Origin of the sequence: Aeromonas sp. SCS5 (assembly GCF_001887375.1) — a bacterium.
In the GTDB taxonomy this organism is placed as follows: Bacteria; Pseudomonadota; Gammaproteobacteria; order Enterobacterales; family Aeromonadaceae; genus Aeromonas; species Aeromonas jandaei.
Window position 1 is genome coordinate 13,856 of the sequence record NZ_LFCS01000019.1, and the last position, 25,015, is coordinate 38,870.

Annotated in this window: 25 protein-coding genes; 7 read left to right on the top strand and 18 right to left on the bottom strand. The window is 61.4% G+C overall.

All coding sequences use genetic code 11. The features are described from left to right. Positions 1-69: 69 nt before the first annotated feature. The 4 genes from BS300_RS19595 to rpoE all read right to left on the bottom strand — a co-directional run bounded on the left by BS300_RS19595 (position 70) and on the right by rpoE (position 2,840). Positions 70-531 (bottom strand): SoxR reducing system RseC family protein, encoded by a 462-nt coding sequence (locus tag BS300_RS19595; protein WP_033112791.1) that lies wholly within the window; start codon positions 529-531, stop codon positions 70-72. 100 nt (positions 532-631) lie between these two features. Further along, entirely contained in the window at positions 632-1,612 is a 981-nt protein-coding gene (locus BS300_RS19600; RefSeq protein WP_041210625.1) for a MucB/RseB C-terminal domain-containing protein, read from the bottom strand. 21 nt (positions 1,613-1,633) lie between these two features. After that, positions 1,634-2,236: an RseA family anti-sigma factor gene (locus BS300_RS19605; protein ID WP_033112789.1), complete on the bottom strand. Its 603-nt coding sequence runs from the start codon at positions 2,234-2,236 to the stop codon at positions 1,634-1,636. Between the two features lie 22 nt (positions 2,237-2,258). Then, positions 2,259-2,840 carry an RNA polymerase sigma factor RpoE gene (rpoE, locus tag BS300_RS19610; RefSeq protein ID WP_033112788.1) on the bottom strand — a complete coding sequence of 194 codons (582 nt, stop codon included), beginning with the start codon at positions 2,838-2,840 and terminating at the stop codon, positions 2,259-2,261. Positions 2,841-3,022: 182 nt separating this feature from the next. On the opposite strand from rpoE, the gene nadB reads away from it, so the two are divergent. Continuing rightward, the gene (gene nadB / locus BS300_RS19615) at positions 3,023-4,630 is read left to right on the top strand and encodes an L-aspartate oxidase (protein WP_071914781.1); all 1,608 of its coding nucleotides are present in this window, start codon (positions 3,023-3,025) and stop codon (positions 4,628-4,630) included. Between the two features lie 133 nt (positions 4,631-4,763). Here nadB and BS300_RS19620 read toward each other — a convergent pair whose 3' ends face one another. Next, complete coding sequence (locus BS300_RS19620; RefSeq protein ID WP_071914823.1) at positions 4,764-5,141, bottom strand: protein YgfX; 378 nt, start codon at positions 5,139-5,141, stop codon at positions 4,764-4,766. A gap of 19 nt (positions 5,142-5,160) precedes the next feature. Further along, a complete protein-coding gene (locus BS300_RS19625) occupies positions 5,161-5,430 on the bottom strand; it encodes a succinate dehydrogenase assembly factor 2 (RefSeq protein WP_033112786.1) in 270 nt (89 codons plus the stop codon). Between the two features lie 111 nt (positions 5,431-5,541). Between BS300_RS19625 and ygfZ the strand changes: the two genes are divergently transcribed. After that, on the top strand, positions 5,542-6,450 hold the full coding sequence (gene ygfZ / locus BS300_RS19630) for a tRNA-modifying protein YgfZ (RefSeq protein ID WP_071914784.1): 909 nt from the start codon (positions 5,542-5,544) through the stop codon (positions 6,448-6,450). Between the two features lie 6 nt (positions 6,451-6,456). Here the strand turns inward: ygfZ and BS300_RS19635 are convergent, their stop codons facing one another. Then, positions 6,457-7,338, bottom strand: a complete 882-nt coding sequence (locus tag BS300_RS19635; RefSeq protein ID WP_033112784.1) for a LysR family transcriptional regulator — start codon at positions 7,336-7,338, stop codon at positions 6,457-6,459. A 135-nt stretch (positions 7,339-7,473) separates the two neighbouring features. Between BS300_RS19635 and BS300_RS19640 the strand changes: the two genes are divergently transcribed. Next, complete coding sequence (locus BS300_RS19640; protein ID WP_043849855.1) at positions 7,474-7,923, top strand: PACE efflux transporter; 450 nt, start codon at positions 7,474-7,476, stop codon at positions 7,921-7,923. 106 nt (positions 7,924-8,029) lie between these two features. On the opposite strand, the gene BS300_RS19645 is transcribed toward BS300_RS19640, so the two are convergent. After that, complete coding sequence (locus tag BS300_RS19645; RefSeq protein ID WP_041210630.1) at positions 8,030-8,380, bottom strand: hypothetical protein; 351 nt, start codon at positions 8,378-8,380, stop codon at positions 8,030-8,032. 218 nt (positions 8,381-8,598) lie between these two features. On the opposite strand from BS300_RS19645, the gene cutA reads away from it, so the two are divergent. The 4 genes from cutA (at position 8,599) to BS300_RS19665 (ending at position 11,671) form a co-directional block, all read left to right on the top strand. Next, positions 8,599-8,916 carry a divalent-cation tolerance protein CutA gene (cutA, locus tag BS300_RS19650; RefSeq protein ID WP_071914786.1) on the top strand — a complete coding sequence of 106 codons (318 nt, stop codon included), beginning with the start codon at positions 8,599-8,601 and terminating at the stop codon, positions 8,914-8,916. Next, entirely contained in the window at positions 8,913-10,697 is a 1,785-nt protein-coding gene (locus BS300_RS19655) for a protein-disulfide reductase DsbD (RefSeq protein WP_071914788.1), read from the top strand. Before cutA ends, BS300_RS19655 begins: the two co-directional genes overlap by 4 nt. After that, on the top strand, positions 10,687-11,178 hold the full coding sequence (locus BS300_RS19660; protein WP_071914790.1) for a GNAT family N-acetyltransferase: 492 nt from the start codon (positions 10,687-10,689) through the stop codon (positions 11,176-11,178). The genes BS300_RS19655 and BS300_RS19660 overlap by 11 nt, the downstream gene beginning before the upstream one ends. A gap of 79 nt (positions 11,179-11,257) precedes the next feature. Next, positions 11,258-11,671, top strand: coding sequence for a hypothetical protein (locus BS300_RS19665; protein ID WP_042029699.1), 414 nt, complete (start codon positions 11,258-11,260; stop codon positions 11,669-11,671). 63 nt (positions 11,672-11,734) lie between these two features. On the opposite strand, the gene BS300_RS19670 is transcribed toward BS300_RS19665, so the two are convergent. From BS300_RS19670 to BS300_RS19720, 10 genes are all read right to left on the bottom strand, one after another. Beyond that, on the bottom strand, positions 11,735-12,325 hold the full coding sequence (locus tag BS300_RS19670; protein ID WP_071914792.1) for a hypothetical protein: 591 nt from the start codon (positions 12,323-12,325) through the stop codon (positions 11,735-11,737). 194 nt (positions 12,326-12,519) lie between these two features. Next, positions 12,520-13,824 carry an FAD-binding oxidoreductase gene (locus BS300_RS19675; protein ID WP_143241860.1) on the bottom strand — a complete coding sequence of 435 codons (1,305 nt, stop codon included), beginning with the start codon at positions 13,822-13,824 and terminating at the stop codon, positions 12,520-12,522. 158 nt (positions 13,825-13,982) lie between these two features. Beyond that, on the bottom strand, positions 13,983-15,062 hold the full coding sequence (gene fbaA, locus BS300_RS19680) for a class II fructose-bisphosphate aldolase (RefSeq protein WP_042029694.1): 1,080 nt from the start codon (positions 15,060-15,062) through the stop codon (positions 13,983-13,985). 115 nt (positions 15,063-15,177) lie between these two features. Next, the gene (locus BS300_RS19685) at positions 15,178-16,341 is read right to left on the bottom strand and encodes a phosphoglycerate kinase (protein WP_041210638.1); all 1,164 of its coding nucleotides are present in this window, start codon (positions 16,339-16,341) and stop codon (positions 15,178-15,180) included. A 61-nt stretch (positions 16,342-16,402) separates the two neighbouring features. Next, complete coding sequence (epd, locus tag BS300_RS19690) at positions 16,403-17,413, bottom strand: erythrose-4-phosphate dehydrogenase (RefSeq protein WP_042029692.1); 1,011 nt, start codon at positions 17,411-17,413, stop codon at positions 16,403-16,405. Between the two features lie 80 nt (positions 17,414-17,493). Beyond that, complete coding sequence (locus BS300_RS19695) at positions 17,494-18,423, bottom strand: ROK family protein (RefSeq protein WP_071914796.1); 930 nt, start codon at positions 18,421-18,423, stop codon at positions 17,494-17,496. Between the two features lie 112 nt (positions 18,424-18,535). Next, the gene (gene hemE / locus BS300_RS19700) at positions 18,536-19,603 is read right to left on the bottom strand and encodes a uroporphyrinogen decarboxylase (protein WP_005335440.1); all 1,068 of its coding nucleotides are present in this window, start codon (positions 19,601-19,603) and stop codon (positions 18,536-18,538) included. Between the two features lie 180 nt (positions 19,604-19,783). Continuing rightward, the gene (gene nudC, locus BS300_RS19705; RefSeq protein WP_071914798.1) at positions 19,784-20,563 is read right to left on the bottom strand and encodes an NAD(+) diphosphatase; all 780 of its coding nucleotides are present in this window, start codon (positions 20,561-20,563) and stop codon (positions 19,784-19,786) included. Between the two features lie 245 nt (positions 20,564-20,808). Beyond that, positions 20,809-23,973: a bifunctional proline dehydrogenase/L-glutamate gamma-semialdehyde dehydrogenase PutA gene (gene putA / locus BS300_RS19715; protein WP_071914802.1), complete on the bottom strand. Its 3,165-nt coding sequence runs from the start codon at positions 23,971-23,973 to the stop codon at positions 20,809-20,811. A gap of 329 nt (positions 23,974-24,302) precedes the next feature. Then, on the bottom strand, positions 24,303-24,908 hold the full coding sequence (locus BS300_RS19720) for a TIGR04211 family SH3 domain-containing protein (protein WP_041210644.1): 606 nt from the start codon (positions 24,906-24,908) through the stop codon (positions 24,303-24,305). Between the last annotated feature and the right edge of the window lie 107 nt (positions 24,909-25,015).

Below are 25,015 nucleotides of genomic sequence, written 5' to 3' on the forward strand. Positions count from 1 at the left end.
ATTTTACTGGATAACCCGGCTGACGGCCATTCTTTAGTCGCCAACGCCAGTGAAATAGCGCCTGTTCGGTCAGGAGAGGGTACGGACGGGAACTACAACGCCGAGCATGCGGGGGCCATAACGCCCCTCATCGAGCCGGCCGGAAAAGTAACGAACCAGTAAAAAGCCGCCAGCCCCCCCCAGCAGAGAGGCAAGAATGGTGATCCCCTCTCCCCCCGAGAGCAGCGGTGCCAGCCAGAGTTGCCCCAGCAGAGCACTCGCCAGCAGGCAGAACAGCGGCAGCACATAGACCAGCGCGGCCCCGCGTAGCAGGCTCTCTTGCGGGATGCCGAGCCGAATCTGCTGGCCAACGCTCACCTCGGCAGTAAGGCGAACCCGCAATCGTGGGGCTTTCAGGGGAAACGCCTTGGCGACAGTGCCGGTACCGCAACCGGATTGCTGCTGGCAGCCGTTGCAGGCAGAGCGCCGTTCGCACTCCACCCAGGCATGATCTCCTTCGATGGCTACTACGGTCGCCAGCTCTTCACTCATCTCGTTCACGGCAACACCTCGTGCTCATGCAATGGCTGGATCTGAACACGACTCACAGCCAACGGCAAGCAGCGCACCACTGTGAGCCCAGAGCATGGACTCACTGCACGGCCTCGTTGCGAGCCAGCGGCTGCACCGACTCGGCAATCCGTTTGGCGGTTTCGGCAGGCACTTCCCCGACCACGGTGATCTCGACGCCCACCTCGTTGACGAAGCTCACCAGCGAGGTGGCGCCCTGGCGGATCAGCTGCTGGCGCACAGCCTGCTTGGGATCGACCCGGGAGACGTAGACCGAGAGATCCACCAGCCCGTCGGAGAGCATCATGTAATCCACTGGCATACTGGTGGTCACCAGCTGGTGCCTGTCCTGCGACAACACCTTGAAGCCATCGGGCAACCAGGTCACCTGCCAGTTCAGCTGCTGCTGCGGTGCCGGATAGGCATCTTCCAGCGCCAGCGCCGGGGGCAACTTGCTGTTGGCCAGGGTCACCAGCCACGGGGCAGGTTTGTTCTGCAGCTCCAGATCAACCCCAAGCAGCTGCTCGACCAGATTGCCTTCCCGCTCCACCATGTCGACACGCAGCAGCAGATGGCTCTGCTCGTCAACCCAGAGCATGAAGCCGTACTTGTCGGCCTCCTTGGGCACCAGCCTCACCACCTGAGCCACCACACCCGCGACGCGGCTGCGGCCGGCCAGTACGGGATCATAGCTCTGCAATACCCGGGAGAGCGGCATGCTGACCAGGCTCGACCAGATACCTGGGAAGCGGGCATCCTTCAGGGTGTAGGGGTCATGGCTGTTTTCAAAGAAGGTAAACTCGTTTTCGCGCTGCAGATACTCGATCGCCTTGCCGTCGAGGTAGCTGAGATGAGCCACTTCTTTGCCATTGATCACGGCGTGGCTGATGCGGATCGGTTCAAGACGCCCCTGACGGGCCTTGACCATGGACAACTCGAAATTCTGTTGATGCACGGCACTCTGCATCTGCTGCAACAAGGCCTCGGCCGACTTGTCGTCGGCCGAGGCCTTGGCACTGATTAGCAGGAGAGAGGCCAGCAAAATACGGCTGGACTGGCGCACGTTTGTATCCCTGACAACTCGTTATTGTTGGATCTGTCTGTCTTGCAACAGGCGCTGCTGTAACTGGTGATCACGCAGGAAGGCGTTGATGCGTTCGCGCTGCTCCTGCATCTGCTGTTCGGTCATTCCCTGTTGTGGCCGAACGCGGTTGCCCTCTTGCGGATAGTGGACGCTCACTGGCGCAGCACTACCACCGATGGGAATGGTATTGAGCACAGGGTTGTTCGGCACGCCGTCCTGACCCTGATACTGCTGCACCCCGAAGATGACGGCGGCGGCCACAGACGCAGCGATGGCATATTGCCCCAGCTGCTGGCCAACCCGACGAAACAGGGGTACCACATTGGAATCTGTCTTGACCGGTGCAACGACCGGTTGCGCCACCGGAGCGGCCTCGACCGGCTTGGGTGCCAGTATGGTCGGCTCATCCTCCAGCGCAGCCATGATGCTGTCACTGAGATCCAGTTGCAGATTGACCGGCAGGTCACCCCGCATGGCATCGCCAATCAGGTGGTAACGACCCCAGGTATCTTGCAAGCCAGAGTCCATCTCCAGCTCGTTCAGTACCTCTGCGTCACTCAGCTCACCATCCATCAGGGCAGAGATTTGCTCTTTGTTTGCCATAAGTTAACCCGTCTTTCCCCAGTTAATTCTCGATCAGAGGTTGCAGCTTTTTGTCGATTGCTTCCCTCGCCCGGAAGATACGGGATCTGACCGTACCCACTGGGCAATCCATGATTTCGGCAATCTCTTCATAGCTCAGCCCTTCCAGTTCGCGAAGGGTGATCGCTGTCCTCAGGTCTTCCGGCAATGCCTCAATGGCTGAAAACACGGTGCGTTTGATCTCGTCAGTCAGCGCCAGGTTTTCCGGGGTTGAGACCTCTTGCAAGGCTTCACCGCCGCCATAAGACTCCGCTTCGTCAGCCTCCACATCACTGCTCGGGGGCCTGCGCCCCTGGGAGGTCAGATAGTTCTTCGCCGTATTCACGGCAATTCGGTACAACCAGGTGTAAAAAGCACTCTCGCCACGGAATGTCGGCAATGCCCGGTAGGCTTTGATAAACGCCTCTTGCGCCACATCGGGCACGTCGCCGGGGTTGTTGACATACCGGGCAATCAGGTTGACCACCTTATGCTGGTATTTTTTTACCAACAGGTTGAAAGCTGCTTTGTCGCCGCGCTGGACCCGTTCAACCAGCTGTTCGTCCAGTAGATTCTGGTCGCTCATCAGAGCCGTAAAACCCCCATCAGGTTATCGTTCTTCTTTTCCGGCCCTTCCTAAGCGCACAAGTTCAGACAGGGAGAATCAGAGAAAGTTCGAATCTGTTTAAAAAAATGTGATGCAGGCTGCATCCTCGCCCCCGCTTGGGCTACCATGGTGCCAGTTCTTAATCCAGGCCAATGATACTTATGAAAGCAAGTGTTGAATACCTTTGCGACGTACTGATCATTGGCAGCGGTGCCGCTGGTCTGACTCTCGCATTGCGATTGGCAGACCAGGCCAAAGTCCTGGTTCTGAGCAAGGGGCCCATCAGTGAAGGGGCCACTTTCTATGCGCAAGGAGGCATCGCTGCCGTGTTCGACGAGACCGACAGCATCGAATCCCACGTGAGCGACACGCTCAACGCCGGGGCCGGGTTGTGTGACCCGGCCGTGGTCGAGTTCACCGCCCGCCACGCCCGCGAGTCAATCCAGTGGCTCATCCAGCAGGGGGTTCCCTTCGATCAGGAGGAGAACGCCGACGGTGAATCCCAGTACCACCTGACCCGCGAAGGGGGTCACAGCCATCGCCGTATCTTCCACGCGGCGGATGCCACCGGCAAGGCGGTGCAACTCACCCTGATTGATCAGGTTCGCGCTCACCCCAACATCCAGCTGATGGAGCGCTTCAACGCGGTCGACCTCATCACCACCCGCAAACTCGGTCTGCCAGGCAACAAGGTTCTGGGCGCCTATGTCTGGAACCGCAATGCCGAACAGGTCGAGGTGGTTCGCGCCCGCTTCGTGGCGCTGGCCACCGGCGGCGCCTCCAAGGTCTACCAGTACACCTCCAACCCCGATGTGAGCTCTGGCGATGGCATCGCCATGGCATGGCGCGCCGGCTGCCGGGTGGCGAATCTGGAGTTCAACCAGTTCCACCCCACCAGCCTGTTCCACCCGGACGATCCCAACTTCCTGCTGACCGAAGCGCTGCGTGGCGAGGGGGCCTATCTGCGCCGCCCGGACGGCAGCCGCTTTATGCCTGAGTTTGACGAGCGTGCCGAGCTGGCGCCGCGCGATATCGTCGCCCGCGCCATCGACCACGAGATGAAGCGACTCGGGGCGGATTGCATGTATCTGGACATCAGCCACAAACCGGCCGATTTCATCATCAAGCACTTCCCGACCATTTATGAGCGCTGCCTCGCGGTCGGCATCGACATCACCAAGGAGGCGATGCCCATCGTCCCGGCCGCCCACTACACCTGTGGCGGCGTGATGATTGACAACAATGGCCAGACCGACATCCCCGGCCTCTACGCCATCGGCGAAGTGACCTACACCGGTCTGCACGGTGCCAACCGGATGGCCTCCAACTCCCTGCTGGAATGTGTGGTCTACGCCCATCAGGCGGGGGCCGACATTCTGGCCAAGCTGCCGATGAGCTCCGAGCCGCCGCGCCTGCCCGCCTGGGACGAGAGCCAGGTGGAGGATTCTGACGAACTGGTGGTCATTCAGCACAACTGGCACGAGCTGCGGCTGATGATGTGGGACTACGTGGGCATAGTGCGTACCAACAAGCGCCTCGCCCGGGCCAAGCGCCGCATCGATCTGCTCAAGCAGGAGGTGCAGGAGTACTACGCCCACTTCCGGGTCTCCAACAACCTGCTGGAACTGCGCAACCTGTTGCAGGTGGCCGAGCTTATCGTCAACTGCGCCCTGCAGCGCAAGGAGTCGCGCGGCCTGCACTACAACCTCGATTACCCGGAGATGCTGCCGGACTCGAAACCGACCGTACTGACCCCGGAGCGGGATTGATCCCCGCTCCTGCCATACCAATGACCCCGCTTCGGCGGGGTAATTTTTTTAGGGCAATCCGGGACAAACCGTCGAACAGAGAGCCTCCCTCGTTGCTTGTGCAAAGAGGCAAATCGGGAAGTGATGAAAACAATCAGCGCCGGTCGGCGGGAAAGTTGATTGCCCGGGCCAGCAGGCGGTAGTGATCGGGAGCCAACGCATCGGCGAAAAGCCAGAGCGCGCAAGGGCGCCCCTGCTCCGGATGCAGCTCAAGGCGCAGCACGCCGGGCAGAATGCGGCTCTTGTTGCCAAGCCGATAGGATACGTTCTGCCAGCGCAGCCACTGGCCATCCCACTCCAGCTCGAACGGAGTATGGGGCAATGCCCGCCAGCTCAGGGCAAGTGCCAGCAACCAGACGGCAACAAATAGCGCCCACTGCCAGCCGGTTACGAGGGCGCTGACCGGCCAGAGCAGCAACAGAGCGAGGGCCACCAGCCAGTAGCGCTGATGGCGGGAGGGGTGAACAGGGATGATCACCCGCTCCAAGGCATCAGGCCTGACGGTCGTGACGGGCCTGATTGCGCTCCAGGATCATCTTGATCATGGCGCTGAAGGCGGGATCGGCCGGCACAGCGTGCCCCATGGTCCAGCGGAACAGGTCCGGATCATCGCTCTCCAGCAGGCGGATAAAGGTCTGCTGATCGGCTTCGCTCAGGGAGTCGAACTCGTGTTCGAAAAAGGGCATAAAAACAACATCCAGCTCGAGCATGCCACGGCGGCAGGCCCACTTCAGGCGGGATTTTTCAACTGGGCTCAACATGGAACTCTCCTTACAAAGACCCGAGGATGGTACCAGCTGGATTTTCCGGCTGACAAACATTAGTTACGTCTTTACCATGCAGGTCACATACTTTCTCTCTGGAATACCATCGTGAGCCTGCAACCCCCTGTTTTTCCTGCCGAGCCGACCCGCTTCGCCCTGACCAAGATAGCCATCACCCGACTGAGTGGTCAGGATCGCGTCAAATATCTGCAAGGTCAGGTCACCTGCGACGTCAACGCCCTGCAACCGGGGCAGAGCACGCTGGGTGGTCACTGTGATCCCAAGGGCAAGCTGTGGAGCGATTTTCGCCTGCTCTGCCTTGAAGAGAGCCTGCTGCTGCTGACTACCCCTTCGGTACTGGAGCGCCAGCTGCCGGAGCTGAAAAAATTTGCCGTCTTCTCCAAGGTCGAGATTGCCGCCGACGAACGCCACGCCACCGGTCTGGCTGGCAAGGGCACCGATGCGTGGGTCGCCGCGCAGTTTGGTCTGGAGCAGAGCGGTTTGGTCGCTGGCGGCATGGCGGTGAAGATCGAACAGGATCGCTGGCTGCTGGTAAGCAGTGAGCAAGCCGATGCGCTGCCGGCGGGTGACGAATCCCTCTGGTGGGGGCTCGAGATCAAGGCCGGCCTGCCGCACATGGAGGCGGTGCATCAGGGCGAGTTCATCCCGCAGATGCTCAACCTGCAGGCGCTCGATGGCATCTGCTTCAACAAGGGCTGCTACATGGGGCAGGAGACGGTGGCCCGCGCCAAATATCGAGGCGCCAACAACCGCGCCCTGTTCCTGCTGGCGGGCAATGCCACTGAGCCGGTCAATGCGGGCGATACCCTGGAGATCCAGCTCGGTGACAACTGGCGTCGCAGCGGCATGGTCCTCAACGCCTGGCAACATCAGGGTCAGGTGTGGCTCACCGCCGTACTGCCGAAAGATACCGAGGCTGACGCCCGTTTTCGCCTCAAGCAGGAGGAGAGCTCCCAGCTCACCCTGCAACCCCTCCCCTACGAACTGACCGAGTAAGGTCGGCTAGCGAGGCACCCGCGCCAGCAGGGCCTCCTTCAGCCAGCGCCCCGCCTGCCCCAGCGGGCGGGCGCGATGCCACTGCAGCTCCAGCGCCAACGCATGGCTGGCGATAAAGTCGGGCTCCAGCACCACCACCTCGCCCCGCTTCAGCGGCTGATGCAGTAGAAATTCCGGAATCGCGGACCAGCCAAGGCCCCGCTTGACCAGCTCCAGCACCCCCAGATCCCCCTCGACCCACCACACCTGAGCCGAAATGCGAAAACGCTGGCGCTCGCTCCCTTCCCGTCGTCCGGTCACCATCAGCTGGCGTGCCCCCTGCAAGTCGACCTCCCGCAGCGGCTGCTTGCGGGCCAGCGGATGATCCGGTGACACCACCAGCGGCATGGTCACCTCTCCCAGCGAACGGGCGACAATCTCCCGCTGGGGATGCACCTTCTGGTAGCTGATGCCGAGCTGGGCCCGGCCAGTCACCAGCATCTCGGTCACATCCTCCATCAGCGGAAAGAGCAGCTCCAACTCCACGGTCGGGTAGCGGGTGGCGAACTCCTCCAGCAGGGTGCCGAGCCAGGGCAGGTGAGAGTCATCGTCGATGGCCAGAGTGAGGCGTGACTCTACCCCTGCCGCCAGTTCGCCGGCAATGGATTGCAACCGCTCACTCTGGGCCAGCAGGATCCCCGCCTCCTGCACCATGCGCGCCCCCGCCTCCGTCAACTGCGGATAGCGACCGCTGCGGTCAAACAGGGTCAGCCCCAGATCGATCTCCAGATTGGCGATGGCGCTGCTCACCACCGACTGCGCCTTGCCCAGCTTGCGGGCAGCGGCGGAGAAGGAGCCGCTCTCGGCGGCGGCCAGCAAGATTTTCAGTTGTTCCAGCGATGGATTCACCCTTCGGCTCCTCTTTTTAGCCCCCAGCAGGCCAGTTATCTATCTATTTTAGCGATAGATACCAACGTGAAACCATCGCAATTTAGCGATAGATTGCCCCCATGTTTTCAACGTGACTGTTCAAGAGAGTGATTTATGCGTACCCGTAACGACCGCATCCGCCAAGCCATCGGCTTTGAAGTGATTGGCCTGTTCATTGCCGCCCCGCTGGCCAGCTGGGCGACCGGCATTCACCTCAGCCACATGGGGCCACTGGCGCTCTTCTTCTCGGTGATGGCGACCCTCTGGAACTACGTCTACAACATCGGGGTCGACAAACTGCTGCTCAAATATCAGGGCCACACCTACAAGAATGTCTGGCAGCGGGTGGTGCACGCCATCGGCTTCGAAGGGGGTCTCCTGACCGTGGCCCTGCCGGCCATGGCCTGGTGGCTCAACGTCAGCATGCTGGAAGCGCTGGTGCTGGATCTGGGCTTCGTTGCCTTCTATCTGGTCTACGCCTTCGTCTACAACTGGGTTTACGACAAGGTATTCCCGATCCCGGGCGAGTCGATGCCGCACCTGCAGCAGAATGCACTGGGTTGAAGAGAGACCGGCAACAGACGGTAAAAACAGGGCACCATCATGAAACGTAATGATGGTGCCGGAGAGGAGGTCGGGACGCGCTGACCGGGCGGTCAGCGGCAGGGGATCAGGCTTGTGCCTTGGCGGCTTCGCTGCTCTCAGCCTCTTCGCTCTCCTGTTGGGCCTGGGCGGCCTGCAGGGCTTCCAGTTCGTTCTGGTAGTCGCTCAGGATCTGCTGGGCCACGGCCATGTCACCCTTGTGCTTGCGCTCGAACAGATGGTGCTGCACCACGCCGTTGAGATACTCCACCGTGATGGGCTGCTCAAGGGTTCCCATCAACTCCTCTTTCTCCAGCTCGGCATTGATTTCATCGGCGGTCGTGCGCAGCAGCCCGGCCAATTGAACCAACATGCGGCGCTCACCTTCGCGCAGCAGGCTCAACATGCGGTTTCTCTGCTGCTCATTCTGTTGGGTCATACATTTCCTTACGTCGATAGGGAACAATCCCGCTCATTCTGCCCTGTCCCCGAGACAGCGTCTATCTCATGCCCCCCACTAATTTCCGGCGCTCGCTCACAAATGGCGCCAGATGCTATTTGCTCCGGCTCTGGGGTATAGTAGCCGCTGATTTTCGGGATATTTCTGCAGCAAAAGGGTGTCCCGCCAGCTTATTCATCGAGGCGAACTTCTCCGTTATGACCGATGCCATTGTGGTGCTCTGCACCTGCCCCGACCAAACCAGTGCCGACCTCCTCTGCGAACAGCTGCTGAACCGCCAGCTGGCCGCCTGCATCAATCAGCTGCCGGGGGTCACCTCCGTATACCGCTGGCAGGGCAAGGTGGAGCGGGCGACCGAGATCCAGCTCGTCATCAAATCCCGCCAGCCGCTCTTTGCCGAACTGCAGGCGTGCATTCTTGCCCATCACCCCTATGAGGTGCCCGAGCTGCTGGCGCTGCCGGTGAGCGCCGGCCTGCCCGCCTACCTCGCCTGGCTCAAGGATGAGACCCCATGATGCGCAGTCGCCTGTTCACCCTCCTGCTGGTGCTGCTGACACTGGCCACGGCCGGACTCGCGCCGGCCCGGGCCAGCGGCACCGATATTCTCGGCTCCCTCGGCCTTGCGGCGAACGCCAAACCGACGTTCCTCAAGGTGGATGAGGCGTTTCGTCTCGAGAGCGAACAGCGGGGTGATCAGCTGCTGCTGACCCTCAACATCGCTGACGACTACTACCTCTATCGCCACAGCCTGCGCTTCAAGGGAACCAACCTCAGCTTCAGCGACCCGGCGCTGCCGGAGGGGAGCGAGCATGAGGATGACTTCTTCGGCAAGACCCGGGTCTACTACCAACAAGTGACCATAGCCGTGCCGCTGCGAGAGGTGGGCGAGCACGCCACCCTGCGCCTCACCTATCAGGGCTGTACCGATGGTCTCTGCTACCCGCCGACCGACAAGCTGATCGAGGTTGCCCCGCTCGCCGCGTCTGGCACGGATAACCCGCAGGCGGCCAACCCGTCGCTCAGCCAACAGGATCAGCTGGCCGCCGCCCTCGGCAGCCAGGGCTTCTGGCTCAGTGTCGCCGCCTTCTTCGCACTGGGGCTGGGGCTCGCCTTTACCCCTTGCGTCTTCCCCATGTACCCCATTCTGACCGGCATCATCGCCGGTGCTGGCCATCGCCTCTCCACCGGCCGCGCCTTCCTGCTCTCCATGGTCTATGTGCAGGGGATGGCGGTGACCTACACCCTGCTCGGACTGGTGGTTGCCTCGGCAGGGCTGAAGTTCCAGGCTGCACTGCAACACCCCTATGTGCTGATCGGCCTCTCGCTGATGTTCGTGCTGCTCGCCCTCTCCATGTTCGGGCTCTACACCCTGCAGCTGCCGAGCAGCTTGCAAACCCGGCTCTCCGGCCTCTCCAACCGCCAGCAGGGCGGCTCGGTGGCTGGGGTCGCCATCATGGGAATGATCTCCGGGCTGGTCTGCTCCCCCTGCACCACGGCGCCGCTCTCGGGGGCGCTGATCTACGTGGCCCAAAGCGGCGATCTCTGGCTCGGTGCTGCGGCGCTCTATGCCCTCTCGCTCGGGATGGGGCTGCCGCTGCTGCTGCTCGGCACCTCGGGCGGCAAGCTGCTGCCCAAGGCGGGCGCCTGGATGGATGTGATCAAGCAGCTGTTTGGCTTCGCGTTGCTGGCGGTACCGATCCTGCTGCTCTCAAGGCTCTGGAGCGATCAGGTCACCACCCTCGCCTGGCTTGGCTGGGGGCTGCTGCTGTGCGGCTATCTCTATCATCACAACCAGCATCAGCCCCACTCGGTGGCCAAAAGCCTGCGCGGCTTCGTGCTGCTGCTGGCGATGATCAGCGCCGTAGTGGTGGGCAAGGATCTGCTGCAACCGCCCGCTACCGGCGCTGTCACGACGGGCACCAACCAGAGCGCCCCGCAGTTTGTCCGCATCAAGACCCTGGCTGACCTCAAGGTGCAGCTGGCTGCCGCCCGCGGCAAGCCGGTGCTGCTCGACCTCTACGCCGACTGGTGCGTCGCCTGCAAGGAGTTCGAACACAAGACCTTCAGCGACGCCGCAGTGCGCGAGCGTTTCGGCCAGATGGTGCTGCTGCAGGCGGATGTCACCGCCAACGACGATGCCGATGTCGAGCTGCTCAACACCCTCAACGTGCTCGGGCTGCCGACCCTCATCTTCTTCGACCGCGAGGGCAAGGAGCTGACAGGCCAGCGGGTCACCGGCTTTATGGGGCCGGCGGAGTTCCTCGCTCACCTCGACAGGGTCAGCCATGCCAAGTGAGCTGCGCCGACTGCAGGCAAGCGACGCACCTGCCTTGCAGCGGCTGCTGGAACTGGCCCCAGCCTATCAGGCGGCGGTGAGCGATGCGCCTCTCTCCGCGCAAGCCGCAGAAGAGGAGCTGGTAGCCTGCCCACCCGGCCTGCCGCTCTCTGCCAAGCATCTCATCGGCCGCTGGGAGGAGGGAGTGCTGACTGCGGTGGTGGATCTGCTGCGCGGCTATCCCGACCCGACCACCGCCTATCTGGGGTTGTTGCTGGTGGGAGAACCCTGGCAAGGGGCTGGCCGGGGGCTGGCGCTCTATCGCCACGCCTGCTCGCTGGCGCGCTCATGGGGAGCCACCCGGCTTCGCCTGTCGGTCATTGCCAGCAATGAATCCGCACTCTCTTTTTGGCAGCGCAGAGGGTTCACCGAGTGCTATCGTCGCGAGCTGGCCGGCTATCGGGCCGAGGCCATCGTGCTGGAACGCGCACTGGAACCGTGAACCGAGGTTTGCCACCGCCCGTTCGCGTGGCACAATCTGCCCTTCCGTTTTGCTCTTTTTGCACCTGTTCGGAGTTTTGATGAAAAAGTGGTTCATCCCCCTGCTGGCCCTCTGGCTGTTTGGTTGTAGTGCAGGGCCCGGAGAAGATGTTATCCGCCAGCAGGTCACCGCCAAGTTGCTGGCCGAAACGGATGCCAACCTGTTCGATATCAGCGACTTCACCATCCTCGGCAAGGAGGAGCGGATGGAGGGGGTCTATCTGGTCAAGGTGAGCTACCAGCTCCACTTCAAGCAGGGACTGGATCAGCTGCAGGTGCTGCACGATGAAGATCTGATTTATGACCGTGTCGGCCCCTTCCAGCAGGAGATGGGACTGATGGAGCTCGAGCGCAAATATGGCGAGTTCGAAGCGGGTCAGGTGCTGCCGCAAGAGGCAGAGGTGTGGATGATGAAGGGCGAACAGGGGTGGCGACTGGCTGAACCGGCGCAATAAAGGGCTGCCCGCCCCTTACTCTCTGCAAGCTAGGCAACGGCAGCTCTGCCGTGGTTGACCAGCTCAGACCTGGGTATCGACCCGATACCCTTTTCGCTCTGCGGGTTCACCCGGCAGCTTGCTGGCCAACCCCGACAGCACATCCTTGAGGGTGATCCCGCTATCTGCCGCACCGCTGCTCTCCAGCAGCTTGATCAGCTGGCTCTGCAAGGGGTCAATCGCGTCGTTCTGCCCCCCTTGGCTGCTCTCTTTGTCCTTCCCGCCTGGTTGATCCAGCGTCTCCAGCAGACGCGCCAGATCCCGTTTCAGCGGGCTCTCGCTGTTGTCGGCGAACGCAATCTTTCGTTGTTCCTGTTCTTGCCGCTGTTGTTGCTGCAACGCCAGCTGTTGCTCCTGCTGCTGTTGCAGGGCAACCATCATGGTATTGATGAACGCCTCCTGCGAGTCCTTGATTGACATATGGCTGCCGCCACCCCCTTCTCCTTTCGACGACAGTCCGAGACTGTCCAGCACAGAGCCAAGATCGCGCAACATCCGGCTGTCACTGCCAGCTGATGACGACAGCGTCGTCCTCGCCAATGGCTGCGCGGTAGAAGATCCCTGCCGTTGCACCAGCGGGCTGGGCCCGCCTGACGCGACCACATTCATCTCCATCTCGGCCCTCCTTCACATCTTTTTCGGCCAGCTAACCCGCTCTTGTTCACCTGACCCGGCATCACTCTCACACCTAAAAGATAGCGCCAACCGGAAGGGATTGGCGCTAACGCATTTTTTGGTCTATCAGGCTGTGTGCTAGTGCAGTGCCGCTATAAACAAGGGCTGGCGGGGCACAATGCCCCACCAGTGGATCAGAAGATATCCTTGAAACGGTGCCACAGCATCCCCAGCGCCAGCAGCGGAGAGCGCAACGCCGGGCCACCCGGGAAAGTGATGTGAGGCACGCTGGCGAAGAGATCGAAACCCCGGCTCTCGCCGCGGATCGCCTCGGCTACCAGCTTGCCCGCCATATGGGTGGCGTTGAGGCCGTGGCCCGAGTAGGCCTGGGCATAGAGCACGTTGGGGTGAGCCTTCAAGCGGCCAATCTGCGGCAGCCGGTTGGCGCCAATCCCGATCATCCCGCCCCACTGAAACTCGATGGCGGTGCCAGCCAGCTCGGGGAAGACTCGCAGCATCTTGGGCAACATAAAGGCCTTGATGTCGCGGGGATCCCTTCCCGAGTAGTTGCAGGCCCCGCCGAACAGCAGACGACCGTCGGCGGAGAGACGGTAGTAGTCGAGCGCCACGTTCTGATCGCACACCGCCATGTTTTGCGGCAGCAAGCGCTGGCGCAAGCGGCGATCCAGCACTTCGGTGGCGAGAATGTAGGAGCCGGCCGGCAGCACCCGCCCGCCCAGCTCTGGATTGAGGTCATTGAGATAGGCGTTGCAGCCGATCACCAGATAGTCGGCAGTGACCCGGCCGTGGGCGGTGGTCACCTCCACCTGCTTGCCGTAATCGATATGGGTCACTCTGGAGTGTTCAAACAGGGAAACCCCGAGGCTGGCTGCGGCGCGCGCCTCGCCGAGCGCCAGATTGAGGGGATGGAGATGGCCGGAGCCCATGTCGATGAGGCCGCCGATATAGCGATCCGACCCCACCACGCTATGGATATCTTCCCGCGGCACCAGCCTGAGTTCGTGCTCATAGCCCAGGCTCGCCAGATGGTCGAGATCCTCCTCGAAGCCGGCCAGATGGCGCTGACGGGTGGCCAGATCGCAGTAACCCCAGGTGAGGTCACACTCGATATTGAAACGCTCGACCCGCTCGCGTACCAGCTGCACCGCCTCCAGCCCCATCAGGTCGAGCTCGCGTACCCCTTCCTCACCAATCCAGCGGGCGAACTGGCTGGTATCGTGGCCGATACCGCGAATAAGCTGGCCGCCGTTACGCCCGGAGGCACCCCAGCCGATGCGGTTGGCCTCCAACAGCACCACCTTGTAGCCTGCATCAGCCAGGTTGATGGCGGTGTTGAGACCGGTAAAACCGCCGCCGATGATGCAGACATCCGCTTTCAGCTCGGCCTCGAGTTCCGGCCACTGCTGCGGATCGTTGCGGGTCGCGGCGTAGTAGGAGGCCGCGTGCTCCTGATATCCGATGTGCTTTCCTGCCTGCATGTTCAGCATCCTGCCTTGTTGCAAATTGTTTAATAAAATAAGCAAACTTGTTTCGATAATACCCAGCTACGGCACGGCAAACCAGCTACCACGGATCACAGAAATGCAAAAGGCGCCCCGAAGGGCGCCTTTTCATGCAATCAAGGTGCTGTAACGAATTACAGTACGTCGATGGCGTTCAGGTCGGAGAAAGCCTGTTCCAGACGCTTGATCATGGAAGTCTGACCTTCACGCAGCCATACGCGCGGGTCGTAGTACTTCTTGTTCGGCTTGTCGGCACCTTCCGGGTTGCCCAGCTGACCTTGCAGGTAAGCTTCGTTCTTCTTGTAGAAGTGCAGCAGACCTTCCCAGGTAGCCCACTGGGTGTCGGTGTCGATGTTCATCTTCACTACGCCGTAGGAGATGGACTCGCGGATCTCTTCCAGAGTGGAACCTGAACCACCGTGGAATACGAAGTCCAGAGACTTGGCCGGAATACCGAACTTCTCGGAAACGTACTTCTGGGAAGCGTCCAGGATGGACGGGGTCAGCTTGACGTTACCCGGCTTGTATACACCGTGTACGTTGCCGAAGGAGGCAGCGATGGTGAAACGCGGGCTGATCTTGGACAGACGCTCGTAAGCGTAAGCAACATCTTCCGGCTGGGTGTACAGAGCGGACTGATCCATGTGGCTGTTGTCGACGCCGTCTTCTTCGCCACCGGTGCAACCCAGTTCCAGCTCCAGAGTCATGTTCATCTTGGCCATGCGGGTCAGGTACTCGCAGCAGATGTCGATGTTCTCTTCCAGAGACTCTTCGGACAGATCCAGCATGTGGGAGGAGAACAGCGGCTTGCCGGTTTCAGCGAAGTGCTTCTCGCCCGCTTCCAGCAGACCGTCGATCCACGGCAGCAGCTTCTTGGCAGCGTGGTCGGTGTGCAGGATTACCGGCACGCCGTAGGCTTCGGCAACAGCGTGAACGTGCTTGGCACCGGAGATGGCACCCAGGATGGCAGCTTTCTGACCTTCCAGCTTCAGACCCTTACCGGCGGTGAACACGGCACCACCGTTGGAGAACTGAACGATAACCGGCGCTTTAACCTTGGCGGCAGCTTCCAGTACGGCGTTCACGGAGTCGGTACCAACGCAGTTTACGGCCGGCAGAGCGAAGCCGTTCTCTTTAGCGATGGCGAACACTTTCTGAACGTCATCACCAGTGATCACGCCGGGTTTTACGAAGTCGAAAATTTTCTTAGACATGTTTAATCGTCCTGTCTCGTATGCCGTTAATAAAAAATGGGGGGTTCATCATGAACCGGCACAGCGGGCACATGATAAACGAAACGGGAGGCTTTTGCCCCCCGTTCCGGGTCAATTAGGCTTTGGCGCGCTGTTCCAGAATCTCAACGGCCGGCAGAACCTTGCCTTCTACGAACTCCAGGAAGGCGCCGCCGCCAGTGGAGATGTAGGAGACTTTGTCAGCGATGCCGAACTTGTCGATGGCAGCCAGGGTGTCACCACCGCCAGCGATGGAGAAGGCCGGAGAAGCAGCGATGGCTTCAGCGATAACCTTGGTGCCTTCAGCGAACTGGTCGAACTCGAACACACCAACCGGGCCGTTCCACAGGATGGTCTTGGCGTTCATGATGATGTCAGCCAGAGCCTTGGCAGAATCCGGGCCGATGTCGAAGATCATGTCGCCGTCGGTCACATCGTTAACAGACTTGATGGTGGCCGGAGTGGACTCGGAGAACTCGGCACCTACAACCACGTCGGTGGTCACAGGAATGTTGGTCTCGGCAGCCAGTTTCTTGGCTGTGTCGATCAGGTCGTGCTCGCACAGGGACTTGCCGACGTTGTGACCGGCAGCAGCGATGAAGGTGTTGGCGATGCCACCACCGACAACCAGCTGGTCAGCGATTTTGGAGAGGGATTCCAGAACGGTCAGCTTGGTGGAGACCTTGGAGCCGCCAACGATGGCAACCATCGGGCGCTCGGGCTTCAGCATGGCTTTGCCCAGCGCTTCCAGTTCACCAGCCAGCAGCGGGCCGGCACAAGCGACCGGAGCGAACTGAGCCACACCGTAGGTGGAGCCTTCGGCGCGGTGAGCAGTACCGAACGCGTCCATTACAAAGACGTCACACAGGGCGGCGTATTTTTTGGCCAGCTCTTCGGTGTTCTTCTTCTCGCCTTTGTTGAAGCGGCAGTTTTCCAGCACAACCAGCTCACCGGCAGCGACTTCTACGCCATCCAGGTAATCCTTGGCCAGGCGAACCGGGCAGGACAGAGCGTCTTTCAGATAGTTGACAACCGGCAGCAGAGAGAACTCTTCGTTGTACTCGCCTTCGGTCGGACGACCCAGGTGGGAGGTGATCATCAGCTTGGCGCCCTTTTCCAGAGCCAGCTTGATGGTCGGCAGGGTAGCGACGATACGTGCATCGGAGGTGACCTTGCCGTCTTTTACCGGCACGTTCAGGTCAGCACGGATCAGAACGCGTTTGCCCGCCAGATCCAGGTCAGTCATCTTGATAACAGACATATTCAGTCCTCTATATTTTCCAGGTAATGTTAAAAACAGTAACCTTTCGCCCGGGGCAGGCTCAGCCTGCAACCATCATGGCCCGGGTGGTATCCAGCATCCGGTTTGCGAAGCCCCATTCGTTATCGCACCACATCAACATCTTGACGAGGTTGGCATCGCTCACTCGGGTCTGGGTACCATCAATGATGCATGAGTGCGCATCATGATTGAAGTCTACGGAGACCAGCGGTTCTTCCGTGTAATCCAGAATACCGTGTAATGTACCTCTGGATGCCCGTTGCAGGGCTTGATTTACGTCACTAACTGTCACTTTTTTACGAACAGTAATACTCAGATCCATCGCTGTTACATTGATGGTCGGCACCCGCACCGCGATCGCCTCGAACTTGCCGGCGAAGTGGGGCAGGATACGCTCCAGCCCCTTTGCCAGCTTGGTATCCACCGGAATGATGGACTGGCTGGCAGCGCGGGTTCGGCGCAAGTCACTGTGGTAGGCATCGATGACTTGCTGATCGTGCATGGCCGAATGAATTGTCGTAATAGTACCACAATTTATCTCGAATTCTCGATGCAATGTTTCAATCACCGGCACCACGCAGTTGGTGGTACAGGAGGCGTTGGAGACGATCCGCTCGCGCCCTGTCAGCACCTGATGATTGACCCCGTAGACGATGGTGGCGTCCACATCCGCTTCGGCCGGATGGGAGAACAATACCTTGCCCGCCCCCGCTGCCAGATGCAGCTCGGCATCGGCCCGCGAGCCAAATACCCCGGTGCAGTCGAGCACCACATCCACCCCCAGCGCCCGCCACGGCAAGTTCGACGGATCCCGCTCGGCAAACAGGGAGATAAGATCCTCCCCCACCAGCATGCTGTTGCCAGCCAGCTGCACCGGATAGTGAAAACGACCGTGGCTGGTATCGAAGCGGGTCAGGTGCACCATGGCTTCGGGAGCCGCCAGCTCGTTGATGGCGACAATCTTGATGGTCTTGTCGCGCCCGCTCTCGTAGAGGGCTCGCAGTACATTGCGGCCGATCCGTCCGTAACCGTTGATGGCAATCTTGATCATCTGGCAGCCAGTTCCTTACCACAGATTTGCTAGCGCATGGGCTAGAGAAAAGAGCAGCCGACCGGCTGCCTGGGCCCGGCTCACGACAGCAGGGCATCCTTGAATTCACCGCGGGCCAGCAGGGCCGCCCCGAACACCCCGGCACTGTCGCCCAAGGCTGGAGCAATAATGGGGGCACTGAAACGGGGATTAAAGAGGAAGGGCAAAATAGTCTGCCGTCCCACGCTGTAGAGGCTCTGCACGTTGCCCACCCCACCGCCGATGACAATAACATCCGGGTCGAGAATATTGACCACATTGGCCAGCGCCTGACCAAACAGCAGATGCAGACGGTCAATGGTGAGCCTGGCCACATGATCGTGGGCGGTGGCAGCCGCGATTTGCGCCAGCGAGAGGCGACGCTTGGCCTTGGCCTCGTACCAGGCCTCCAGCGCCGGACCGCTGATCAGGGTCTCGACGCAGCCGTGCTTGCCACAGTAGCACTCGGGGCCGTCGGGAGAGAGCACGTTGTGGCCCCACTCACCGGCGATGCCGTGATGACCGTTGAGAATGCGGCCGTTGATGACGATGCCGGAGCCGACCCCGGTGCCCATGATGATGCCGAACACCACTTTCGCATCGGGATGGTGCTGGCGCACCGCACCGAGATGAGTTTCTGCCAGCGCGAAGCAGTTGGCATCGTTGGCAATCAGTACCGGCACGCCGAGCCGGCGCTCCAGATCTTCCTTGAACGGCTTGCCATTGAGCTCGGTGGTGTTGCAGTTCTTCATCAGGCCGGTCTGCGGATCCCGCGCCCCCGGCGTGCCCATGCCGATGACGGCCGGGCGCTGGCCAATCTTCTCGGCGCACTCTGCTACCAGCTTGGCGATCTGGCCGATCATGTGCTCATAACCGCCGGCACGCTCGGTGGGAATGCGATGGCGCAGCAGCACCTCGTCCCCTTCCAGTACCACGCATTCGCACTTGGTACCGCCAAGATCGATACCCCAATCCAGTGACTTGCTGCTCATCTTGCCTCCTGCACGGCCGCCACGCTCTCGTCGTCGCAGCGCCATTTTTTAATGTAAAACGGGGCCTGACGGCCCCGGATATCAAACAAACTCTTCTTCGCTCGCCCCGGCCTTAGCGACCGTGGTACTGGGCAGAGAGCTCGTGTACCGCGTTGACGAACACGCCAGCGTGTTCCGGGTTCACATCCTGATGGATGCCGTGGCCGAGGTTGAAGACGTGGCCATTGCCGTGACCGAAACCGGCCAGAATGGAGGCGACCTCTTCACGGATGCGAGCCGGGGTGGCGTAGAGCATGGAGGGATCCATGTTGCCCTGCAGCGCCACCTTGTCGCCGACCCGACGCTTGGCGTCGGCGATGTCGGTGGTCCAGTCCAGACCCAGCGCATCGCAACCGGTGGCGGCAATCTGCTCCAACCACTGACCACCGTTCTTGGTAAACAGGGTGACCGGCACGCGGCGACCGTCGTGCTCGCGGATCAGGCCATCGACAATCTTGTGCATGTACTGCAGGGAGAAGTCGCGGTAATCGCGCGGTGTGAGCACGCCGCCCCAGGTGTCGAACACCATGACCGCCTGCGCACCCGCCTTGATCTGGGCGTTGAGGTAGGCAATCACGCTGTCGGCCAGCTTGTCGAGCAGCAGGTGCAGGGTTTGCGGCTCTGCGTACATCATCTGCTTGATCTTGGTGAACGCCTTGGAGCTGCCCCCCTCCACCATGTAGGTGGCCAGGGTCCATGGGCTGCCGGAGAAACCGATCAGCGGCACTTCGCCCTTCAGCTCGCGGCGGATGGTGCGCACCGCGTTCATCACGTAGCCCAGCTCATCTTCCGGATCCGGGATCGGCAGCGCCTGCACGTCGGCCATGGAGGTGATCGGGCGCTCGAAGCGCGGGCCTTCACCCTGCTCGAAGTAGAGACCCAGCCCCATGGCATCGGGCACGGTCAGGATGTCGGAGAAGAGGATGGCGGCATCGAGCGGGTAGCGACGCAGCGGCTGCAGGGTGACTTCACAGGCCAGCTCGGCATTGCGGCACAGGGACATGAAATCCCCCGCCTGGGCGCGAGTCGCCTTGTATTCCGGCAGATAGCGCCCTGCCTGGCGCATCATCCATACCGGCGTCATGTCTACATCCTGACGCAGCAAAGCGCGCAGGTATCGATCGTTCTTCAGCTCTTTCATCCCAGTTCCTGAATTCATATCACGCATAAAATGGCGGCCATAATACCACTTTGCCCAGTCAAGCGGACTGCCCAAAACGTGGCAAATGGGTGATCGGTTGCAAAGATGTGAAGGGGCGCAAACCAGAGCGCCCCGTTTTTAAAAAGAAGTGCAAAAAAGTTGGCGAAAAGATAAGCGTCGTTACCCCTCGCCAGCCAGTGACAACTCGATCAGCCGCCGGGCGATGGTGCCGTGAGGCGGCAAACGCGGCAGCCGGTCGGCGACAAAGAAAGCGGCGGCCACCAGTTCGTCATCCTGCACCTTGATCTCGCCGCTCTCGTAGTCGGCGGTAAAGCCCATCATCAGGCTGTGGGGGAAGGGCCAGGGCTGGCTCGCCACATAGCGCACATTGCGCACCCGGACGCCGCTCTCCTCGAACACCTCCCGTGCCACGCACTGCTCAAGATTCTCCCCCGCCTCCACAAAACCGGCCAGCACGGTATACATGGGATCATCCGCCTGATAGTGACGGCGATGGGCCGCCAGCAGGATCTCCGGCCCCTTGCGCACCGCCACTATGATGCAGGGGGAGATGCGCGGATAGACGCTGTGCCCCTGCTGGCACTCCTGTGCCCACTCCCCCGCCTTCGGGGTCATGGGGGCGCCGCACTCGCCGCAGAAACAGTGGGTGCGGCGGAAGGTAACGAGCTGCCAGGCGCGGCCCGCGAGACGAAAGCCCTCCTCGTCCCCCGCCACCATCAGCTGGCGCAGGGGGGCCATCATAGTCGTGTCGGCCTCAGCCCCCAGATCCAGCAGATAGCAGGGCAGCCCCTGCCACTCGTCAAAACGCTCGAAACGGGCACCGGCCAGCGCTTCGGGCAGGCACGCCTTCACGCCGCTCGGCACCTGACCCGCCTCATCGAGCAGGATTTGATGGTCACCCGCCACGACAAACCAGCGGGCTTGTTCAGTTAATGACATCGGATAAACACTCTCGTTAAGTCAGATTAAACAACGCCACGGTCACAGCAAGCTGCAGCAGGGGCAAAATAGCGCGAATGGGCCCCATCTTACGACTGGCAAGCGCCACTGACGACCCCGCCGCCCCAACAAAATCGCCTCCGATCTTCGCCCCGCCGGGGCCAAAACCGGCGAGCAAGAGGAGCACACCAACAAAGAGGCCGCCCGAAGGCGGCCTGCAGTCAATCGTTATCTCGCTGCGCCGATCAGGCATCGCCCATCGCCAGCAGGGAGGCGTTGCCGCCCACCGCCGTGGTGTTGATGGTGCGGGTCTTCTCGGTAACGAAGCGGCTCAGGTAGTGAGGGCCGCCCGCCTTGGGGCCGGTGCCGGAGAGCCCCTGCCCGCCGAACGGCTGCACCCCGACCATGGCGCCGATCTGGTTGCGGTTGATGTAGACGTTGCCCACATTGATGCGGCTCGCCAGCTCCTCGGCGTGGGATTCGTTGCGGCTGTGGATCCCGAGCGTGAGGCCATAACCGGTGCCGTTGATGTCGCTGATCACCTTGTCCAGATCCCGGGTGGCGTAGCGCACCACGTGCAGGATGGGGCCGAACTGCTCCTTGGCCAGCTCGCGGATGGAGCCGATCTCCAGCGCGGTCGGCTGGACAAAGTGCCCTTCCATGGTCGCGGCCGGCATCGGCGCCTGCGCAATCAGGCGAGCGCGCGGCACCATGTAGGCGAGGTGCGCATCGAGACCGGCCTTGGCCTCGGCATCGATGACCGGGCCGACGTCGGTATTGTGCTCGGCCGGGTTGCCCACTTTCAGCTCCTGCATGGCGCCGGCGAGGATCTCCAGCACCCGCTCGGCGATCTCCTCCTGCAGGTAGAGCACCCGCAGGGCCGAACAGCGCTGCCCGGCGCTCTGGAAGGCGGCGCTCACCACGTCGCGCACCACCTGCTCCGGCAGGGCGGTGGAGTCGACGATCATGGCGTTCTGGCCGCCGGTCTCGGCGATGAGCGGCAAAATTGCGCCATCGCGCTGGGCCAGGGTCATGTTGATGAGCTTGGCGGTCTCGGTGGAGCCGGTGAAGCAGACGCCGCCGATGCGCGGATCCGCCGTCAGCTTGGCGCCGACGGTGGCGCCGTCACCGGGCAGCAGTTGCAGCACGTCGCCCGGAATACCGGCCTGATGGGCCAGCGTCACCGCCAGATGGGCGATAAGGCCGGTCTGCTCCGCCGGTTTGGCGATGACGGTGTTGCCGGTGGCCAGCGCAGCTGCGATTTGGCCGAGGAAGATCGCCAGCGGGAAGTTCCACGGGCTGATGCAGACAAACACCCCGCGCCCCTGCAGGAACAGCTCGTTCTGCTCGCCGGTGTAGCCGGGCAGCAGGGTCGCCTGCCCCATCAGGCTGCGCGCCTGTACCGCGTAGTAGCGGCAGAAATCGACCGCTTCACGCACCTCGTCGATGCCATCTTGCAGCAGCTTGCCCGCTTCGCGGGTACAGAGGGAGACAAACTGCTCGCGGTTCGCTTCCAGCAGATCCGCCAGCTTCTCCAGCGCGGCGGCACGCTCGCTCACCGGGGTTTCGCGCCAGCGCGGGAAGGCGGCGTGGGCAGATGCCAAGGCCTGCTCCACCGCCTGCTCGTCGGCCCAGTGGATCTTGCCGACGGTGAGGCTCACATCCTGCGGGCTCAGCACGGTGCGTGCCTCGCTGCGCTTGAGGGTCTCGCCATCGACGATGGGGCCCGCCAGCCACTGCTTGCTCTCCAGCTCTTTCAAGCGGGCGAAGAAGGGGCGCTGGATGGAGAGGATGTTCATGTTGACGCCGCTGGAGTTCTTGCGGTCGGTGAACAGGTTCACCGGCTGCGGAATGCGATCGTTGGCAAAGCCGGAGTAGCGCTTGAGGGTGCGCAGCGGATGCTCGGCCAGCGAGTCCACCGGGGTATTGGGATCCACCAGCTTGTGAACGAAGGAGGTGTTGGCCCCGTTCTCCAGCAGGCGGCGCACCAGATAGGGCAGCAAGTCCTTGTGGGCGCCGACCGGCGCGTAGATGCGGCAGTGCAGGCCGGGATTGTCGCTCAGCACGGCGTTGTGCAGCTCCTCGCCCATGCCGTGCAGACGCTGGAATTCAAACTGGCGATCACCGGCCATCTCCAGAATGCTGACCACGGTATTGGCATTGTGGGTGGCAAACTGGGGAGCGATAAAGCCGCGAGTCGGCTCGCTCAGCAGGTAGCGGGCGCAGGCGAGGTAGGAGATGTCGGTACCCGCCTTGCGGGTAAACAGCGGGTAGCCGGGCAGGCCAGCCTGCTGGGCATATTTCAGTTCGCTGTCCCAGTAGGCGCCTTTTACCAAGCGCACCGGAATGAGGTCACCCTGCTCGCGAGCCAGCGCGGTCAGCCAGCAGAGTACCGGCAGCGCGCGCTTGGAGTAGGCCTGCACCACCATGCCGAGCTTGCCCCAGCCACGGTTGGCGTCGGAGCGGTAGAGCTGTTCGAACAGATCGAGAGAGAGTTCGAGGCGGTCCATCTCCTCGGCATCGATGCTGATGGCCACATCCTTGTCGCGGGCCAGACGCACCAGCCCCACCAGCCGCTCGCACATCTCGCCGAGCACCCGCTCGCGGTTGGCCACGTCATAGCGCGGATGGAGCGCCGACAGCTTGATGGAGATGGAGGGGGCCGGGCCGCCGTCGCTGATCCGCTCGTTGCCCACCGCCTCGATGGCGTTGCGGTAATCGGTCAGATACTTGTCGGCATCCTGCATGGTCAGTGCCGATTCACCCAGCATGTCGTAGGTGTGGGTGTAACCCAGCTCGCGGGATTTGCGGCTCGCCTTGAGCGCCTCTTTCATGTCGCGCCCCAGCACGAACTGCTTGCCCATGATCTTCATGGCGGCGTACATGGCGGATCGCACCACCGGCTCGCCCAGCTTGTTGACCATGCGCCCCAGCAGGTTGGCCGGGTTGCCGTCGAGCTTCTTGTCCAGCTTGATGATCTTGCCGGTCAGCATCAGTCCCCAGGTGGAGGCGTTGACCAGAGTAGAGTCGCTCTTGCGGAAATGGGATGACCAGTTGGCGCCGGAGAGCTTGTCCTTGATCAGGGCGTCGGCGGTCTCGGCATCGGGAATACGCAGCAGCGCCTCGGCCAGACACATCAGGATGATCCCCTCCTGGGTATCCAGGCTGTACTCCTGCAGGAAGGCGTCGATACCGTCACCGGAGCCGCTCTCCTTGCGCACCTTGGTCACCAGAGTACGGGCACGCTGGGTCACCTGCTCCAGCGAGGCGCCATCCCCCGGCAGCATGGCCGACAGTTCGGCCAGATAGGCATTTTCATCCACCACGTAGTTCTGGGTGATGGCTTCGCGCAGGGCGGCCAGATCAGAGGGGATATAGTCAGCGGCAAGCACTTGAGTAGCTTTGAACATATGGGGTCTTCCTGTACGCCCTAAGGCTGATATCGACAAAGGCGGTCGCGCCGCCGAAACGCCGACAATGTATACAATATCCTCCGCTATATGAAATGAATTTGTTGCCACTCTTTAACAAAGATCGCTAATTCACCCCATTCATTCCCTTTTGAAGCCAGCCTGCCAGTAAACATGAGGGTCATCTGACTTCATTTTGTATACGATCTGCCTCCACCCTGTCGCAAAGCAGCCACGCATCCCGCCCAATAGCGGATGCCCCCAATGCGCCCAAAAAAAGAAGGGTCGCCACGGCGACCCTTCTCATCAATTCATTCAGCCAGAGGCTGTCAGTTCATCCAGCGATCGCTACGGCTGCGACGGCGGGGCAGCATGGGCAACAGGATGCCAAGCAGGATACCTGCTCCGACCATGGCACCACCACGGATGAACCAGTCCATCTGCATGTCGTGCTCCTGATTGTCGTAGCTCTGGGTCAGGGCATCGTTCTGCTCTTTGAGATTGTTCATCTCTTCACCCTGGCTGGCCAGCTGGGCCTTGAGGGCAGCGATCTCCTTGCTCTGGGCTGCGATCTGGCCATCCTTCTCGGCGAAGCGTTTCTCGTTGTCGCCGTTGAGGTTTTGCAGGCGGGCCTTGAGCTCGTCACGCTCCTTTTCTACCTGCGGCAGCTGCTCGCGCAGGCTGATCTGGCTCTGCAGTTCGCTGCTTTTGATCCATCCATCACGGCCGCGACCGTCCACCACCTGAGTGAAACCGGCCTCGCCGTTCACCGCCTTCACCTCCAGCGGTTCACCAGCCTTGACGCTACCGAGGATCCGGTACTGGGTACCCGGACCATTGTGGATAAAGGTAAAGATGTTGTCTGAAACATAACGGGTATCGGCCAGTGCCTGTTGGGCACACAAGCAGATAAGAATCCCGAGAAGGGCGCGCATGGTTGATCGATTCTCTTTTTCAGGTTTGGACAAGAGGTTGAATGTTAAGCCGCCAGCAGGTTAAAGGACAAGCAAAGAAAAAGCACCTCCCCCGCTCTGCCACAACC

What these genes read in the sequence shown, in the direction of transcription:
- hemE (WP_005335440.1), bottom strand. Translation starts at nt 19,603, where the DNA reads ATGAAAGAGCTGAAGAACGATCGATACCTGCGCGCTTTGCTGCGTCAG.
- BS300_RS19685 (WP_041210638.1), bottom strand. Translation starts at nt 16,341, where the DNA reads ATGTCTGTTATCAAGATGACTGACCTGGATCTGGCGGGCAAACGCGTT.
- cutA (WP_071914786.1), top strand. Translation starts at nt 8,599, where the DNA reads ATGACCGATGCCATTGTGGTGCTCTGCACCTGCCCCGACCAAACCAGT.
- putA (WP_071914802.1), bottom strand. Translation starts at nt 23,973, where the DNA reads ATGTTCAAAGCTACTCAAGTGCTTGCCGCTGACTATATCCCCTCTGAT.
- epd (WP_042029692.1), bottom strand. Translation starts at nt 17,413, where the DNA reads ATGATCAAGATTGCCATCAACGGTTACGGACGGATCGGCCGCAATGTA.
- BS300_RS19720 (WP_041210644.1), bottom strand. Translation starts at nt 24,908, where the DNA reads ATGCGCGCCCTTCTCGGGATTCTTATCTGCTTGTGTGCCCAACAGGCA.
- BS300_RS19660 (WP_071914790.1), top strand. Translation starts at nt 10,687, where the DNA reads ATGCCAAGTGAGCTGCGCCGACTGCAGGCAAGCGACGCACCTGCCTTG.
- BS300_RS19655 (WP_071914788.1), top strand. Translation starts at nt 8,913, where the DNA reads ATGATGCGCAGTCGCCTGTTCACCCTCCTGCTGGTGCTGCTGACACTG.
- rpoE (WP_033112788.1), bottom strand. Translation starts at nt 2,840, where the DNA reads ATGAGCGACCAGAATCTACTGGACGAACAGCTGGTTGAACGGGTCCAG.
- nadB (WP_071914781.1), top strand. Translation starts at nt 3,023, where the DNA reads ATGAAAGCAAGTGTTGAATACCTTTGCGACGTACTGATCATTGGCAGC.
- BS300_RS19665 (WP_042029699.1), top strand. Translation starts at nt 11,258, where the DNA reads ATGAAAAAGTGGTTCATCCCCCTGCTGGCCCTCTGGCTGTTTGGTTGT.
- BS300_RS19625 (WP_033112786.1), bottom strand. Translation starts at nt 5,430, where the DNA reads ATGTTGAGCCCAGTTGAAAAATCCCGCCTGAAGTGGGCCTGCCGCCGT.
- BS300_RS19640 (WP_043849855.1), top strand. Translation starts at nt 7,474, where the DNA reads ATGCGTACCCGTAACGACCGCATCCGCCAAGCCATCGGCTTTGAAGTG.
- BS300_RS19695 (WP_071914796.1), bottom strand. Translation starts at nt 18,423, where the DNA reads ATGAGCAGCAAGTCACTGGATTGGGGTATCGATCTTGGCGGTACCAAG.
- fbaA (WP_042029694.1), bottom strand. Translation starts at nt 15,062, where the DNA reads ATGTCTAAGAAAATTTTCGACTTCGTAAAACCCGGCGTGATCACTGGT.
- BS300_RS19675 (WP_143241860.1), bottom strand. Translation starts at nt 13,824, where the DNA reads ATGCAGGCAGGAAAGCACATCGGATATCAGGAGCACGCGGCCTCCTAC.
- BS300_RS19605 (WP_033112789.1), bottom strand. Translation starts at nt 2,236, where the DNA reads ATGGCAAACAAAGAGCAAATCTCTGCCCTGATGGATGGTGAGCTGAGT.
- BS300_RS19645 (WP_041210630.1), bottom strand. Translation starts at nt 8,380, where the DNA reads ATGACCCAACAGAATGAGCAGCAGAGAAACCGCATGTTGAGCCTGCTG.
- BS300_RS19670 (WP_071914792.1), bottom strand. Translation starts at nt 12,325, where the DNA reads ATGGAGATGAATGTGGTCGCGTCAGGCGGGCCCAGCCCGCTGGTGCAA.
- BS300_RS19595 (WP_033112791.1), bottom strand. Translation starts at nt 531, where the DNA reads ATGAGTGAAGAGCTGGCGACCGTAGTAGCCATCGAAGGAGATCATGCC.
- nudC (WP_071914798.1), bottom strand. Translation starts at nt 20,563, where the DNA reads ATGTCATTAACTGAACAAGCCCGCTGGTTTGTCGTGGCGGGTGACCAT.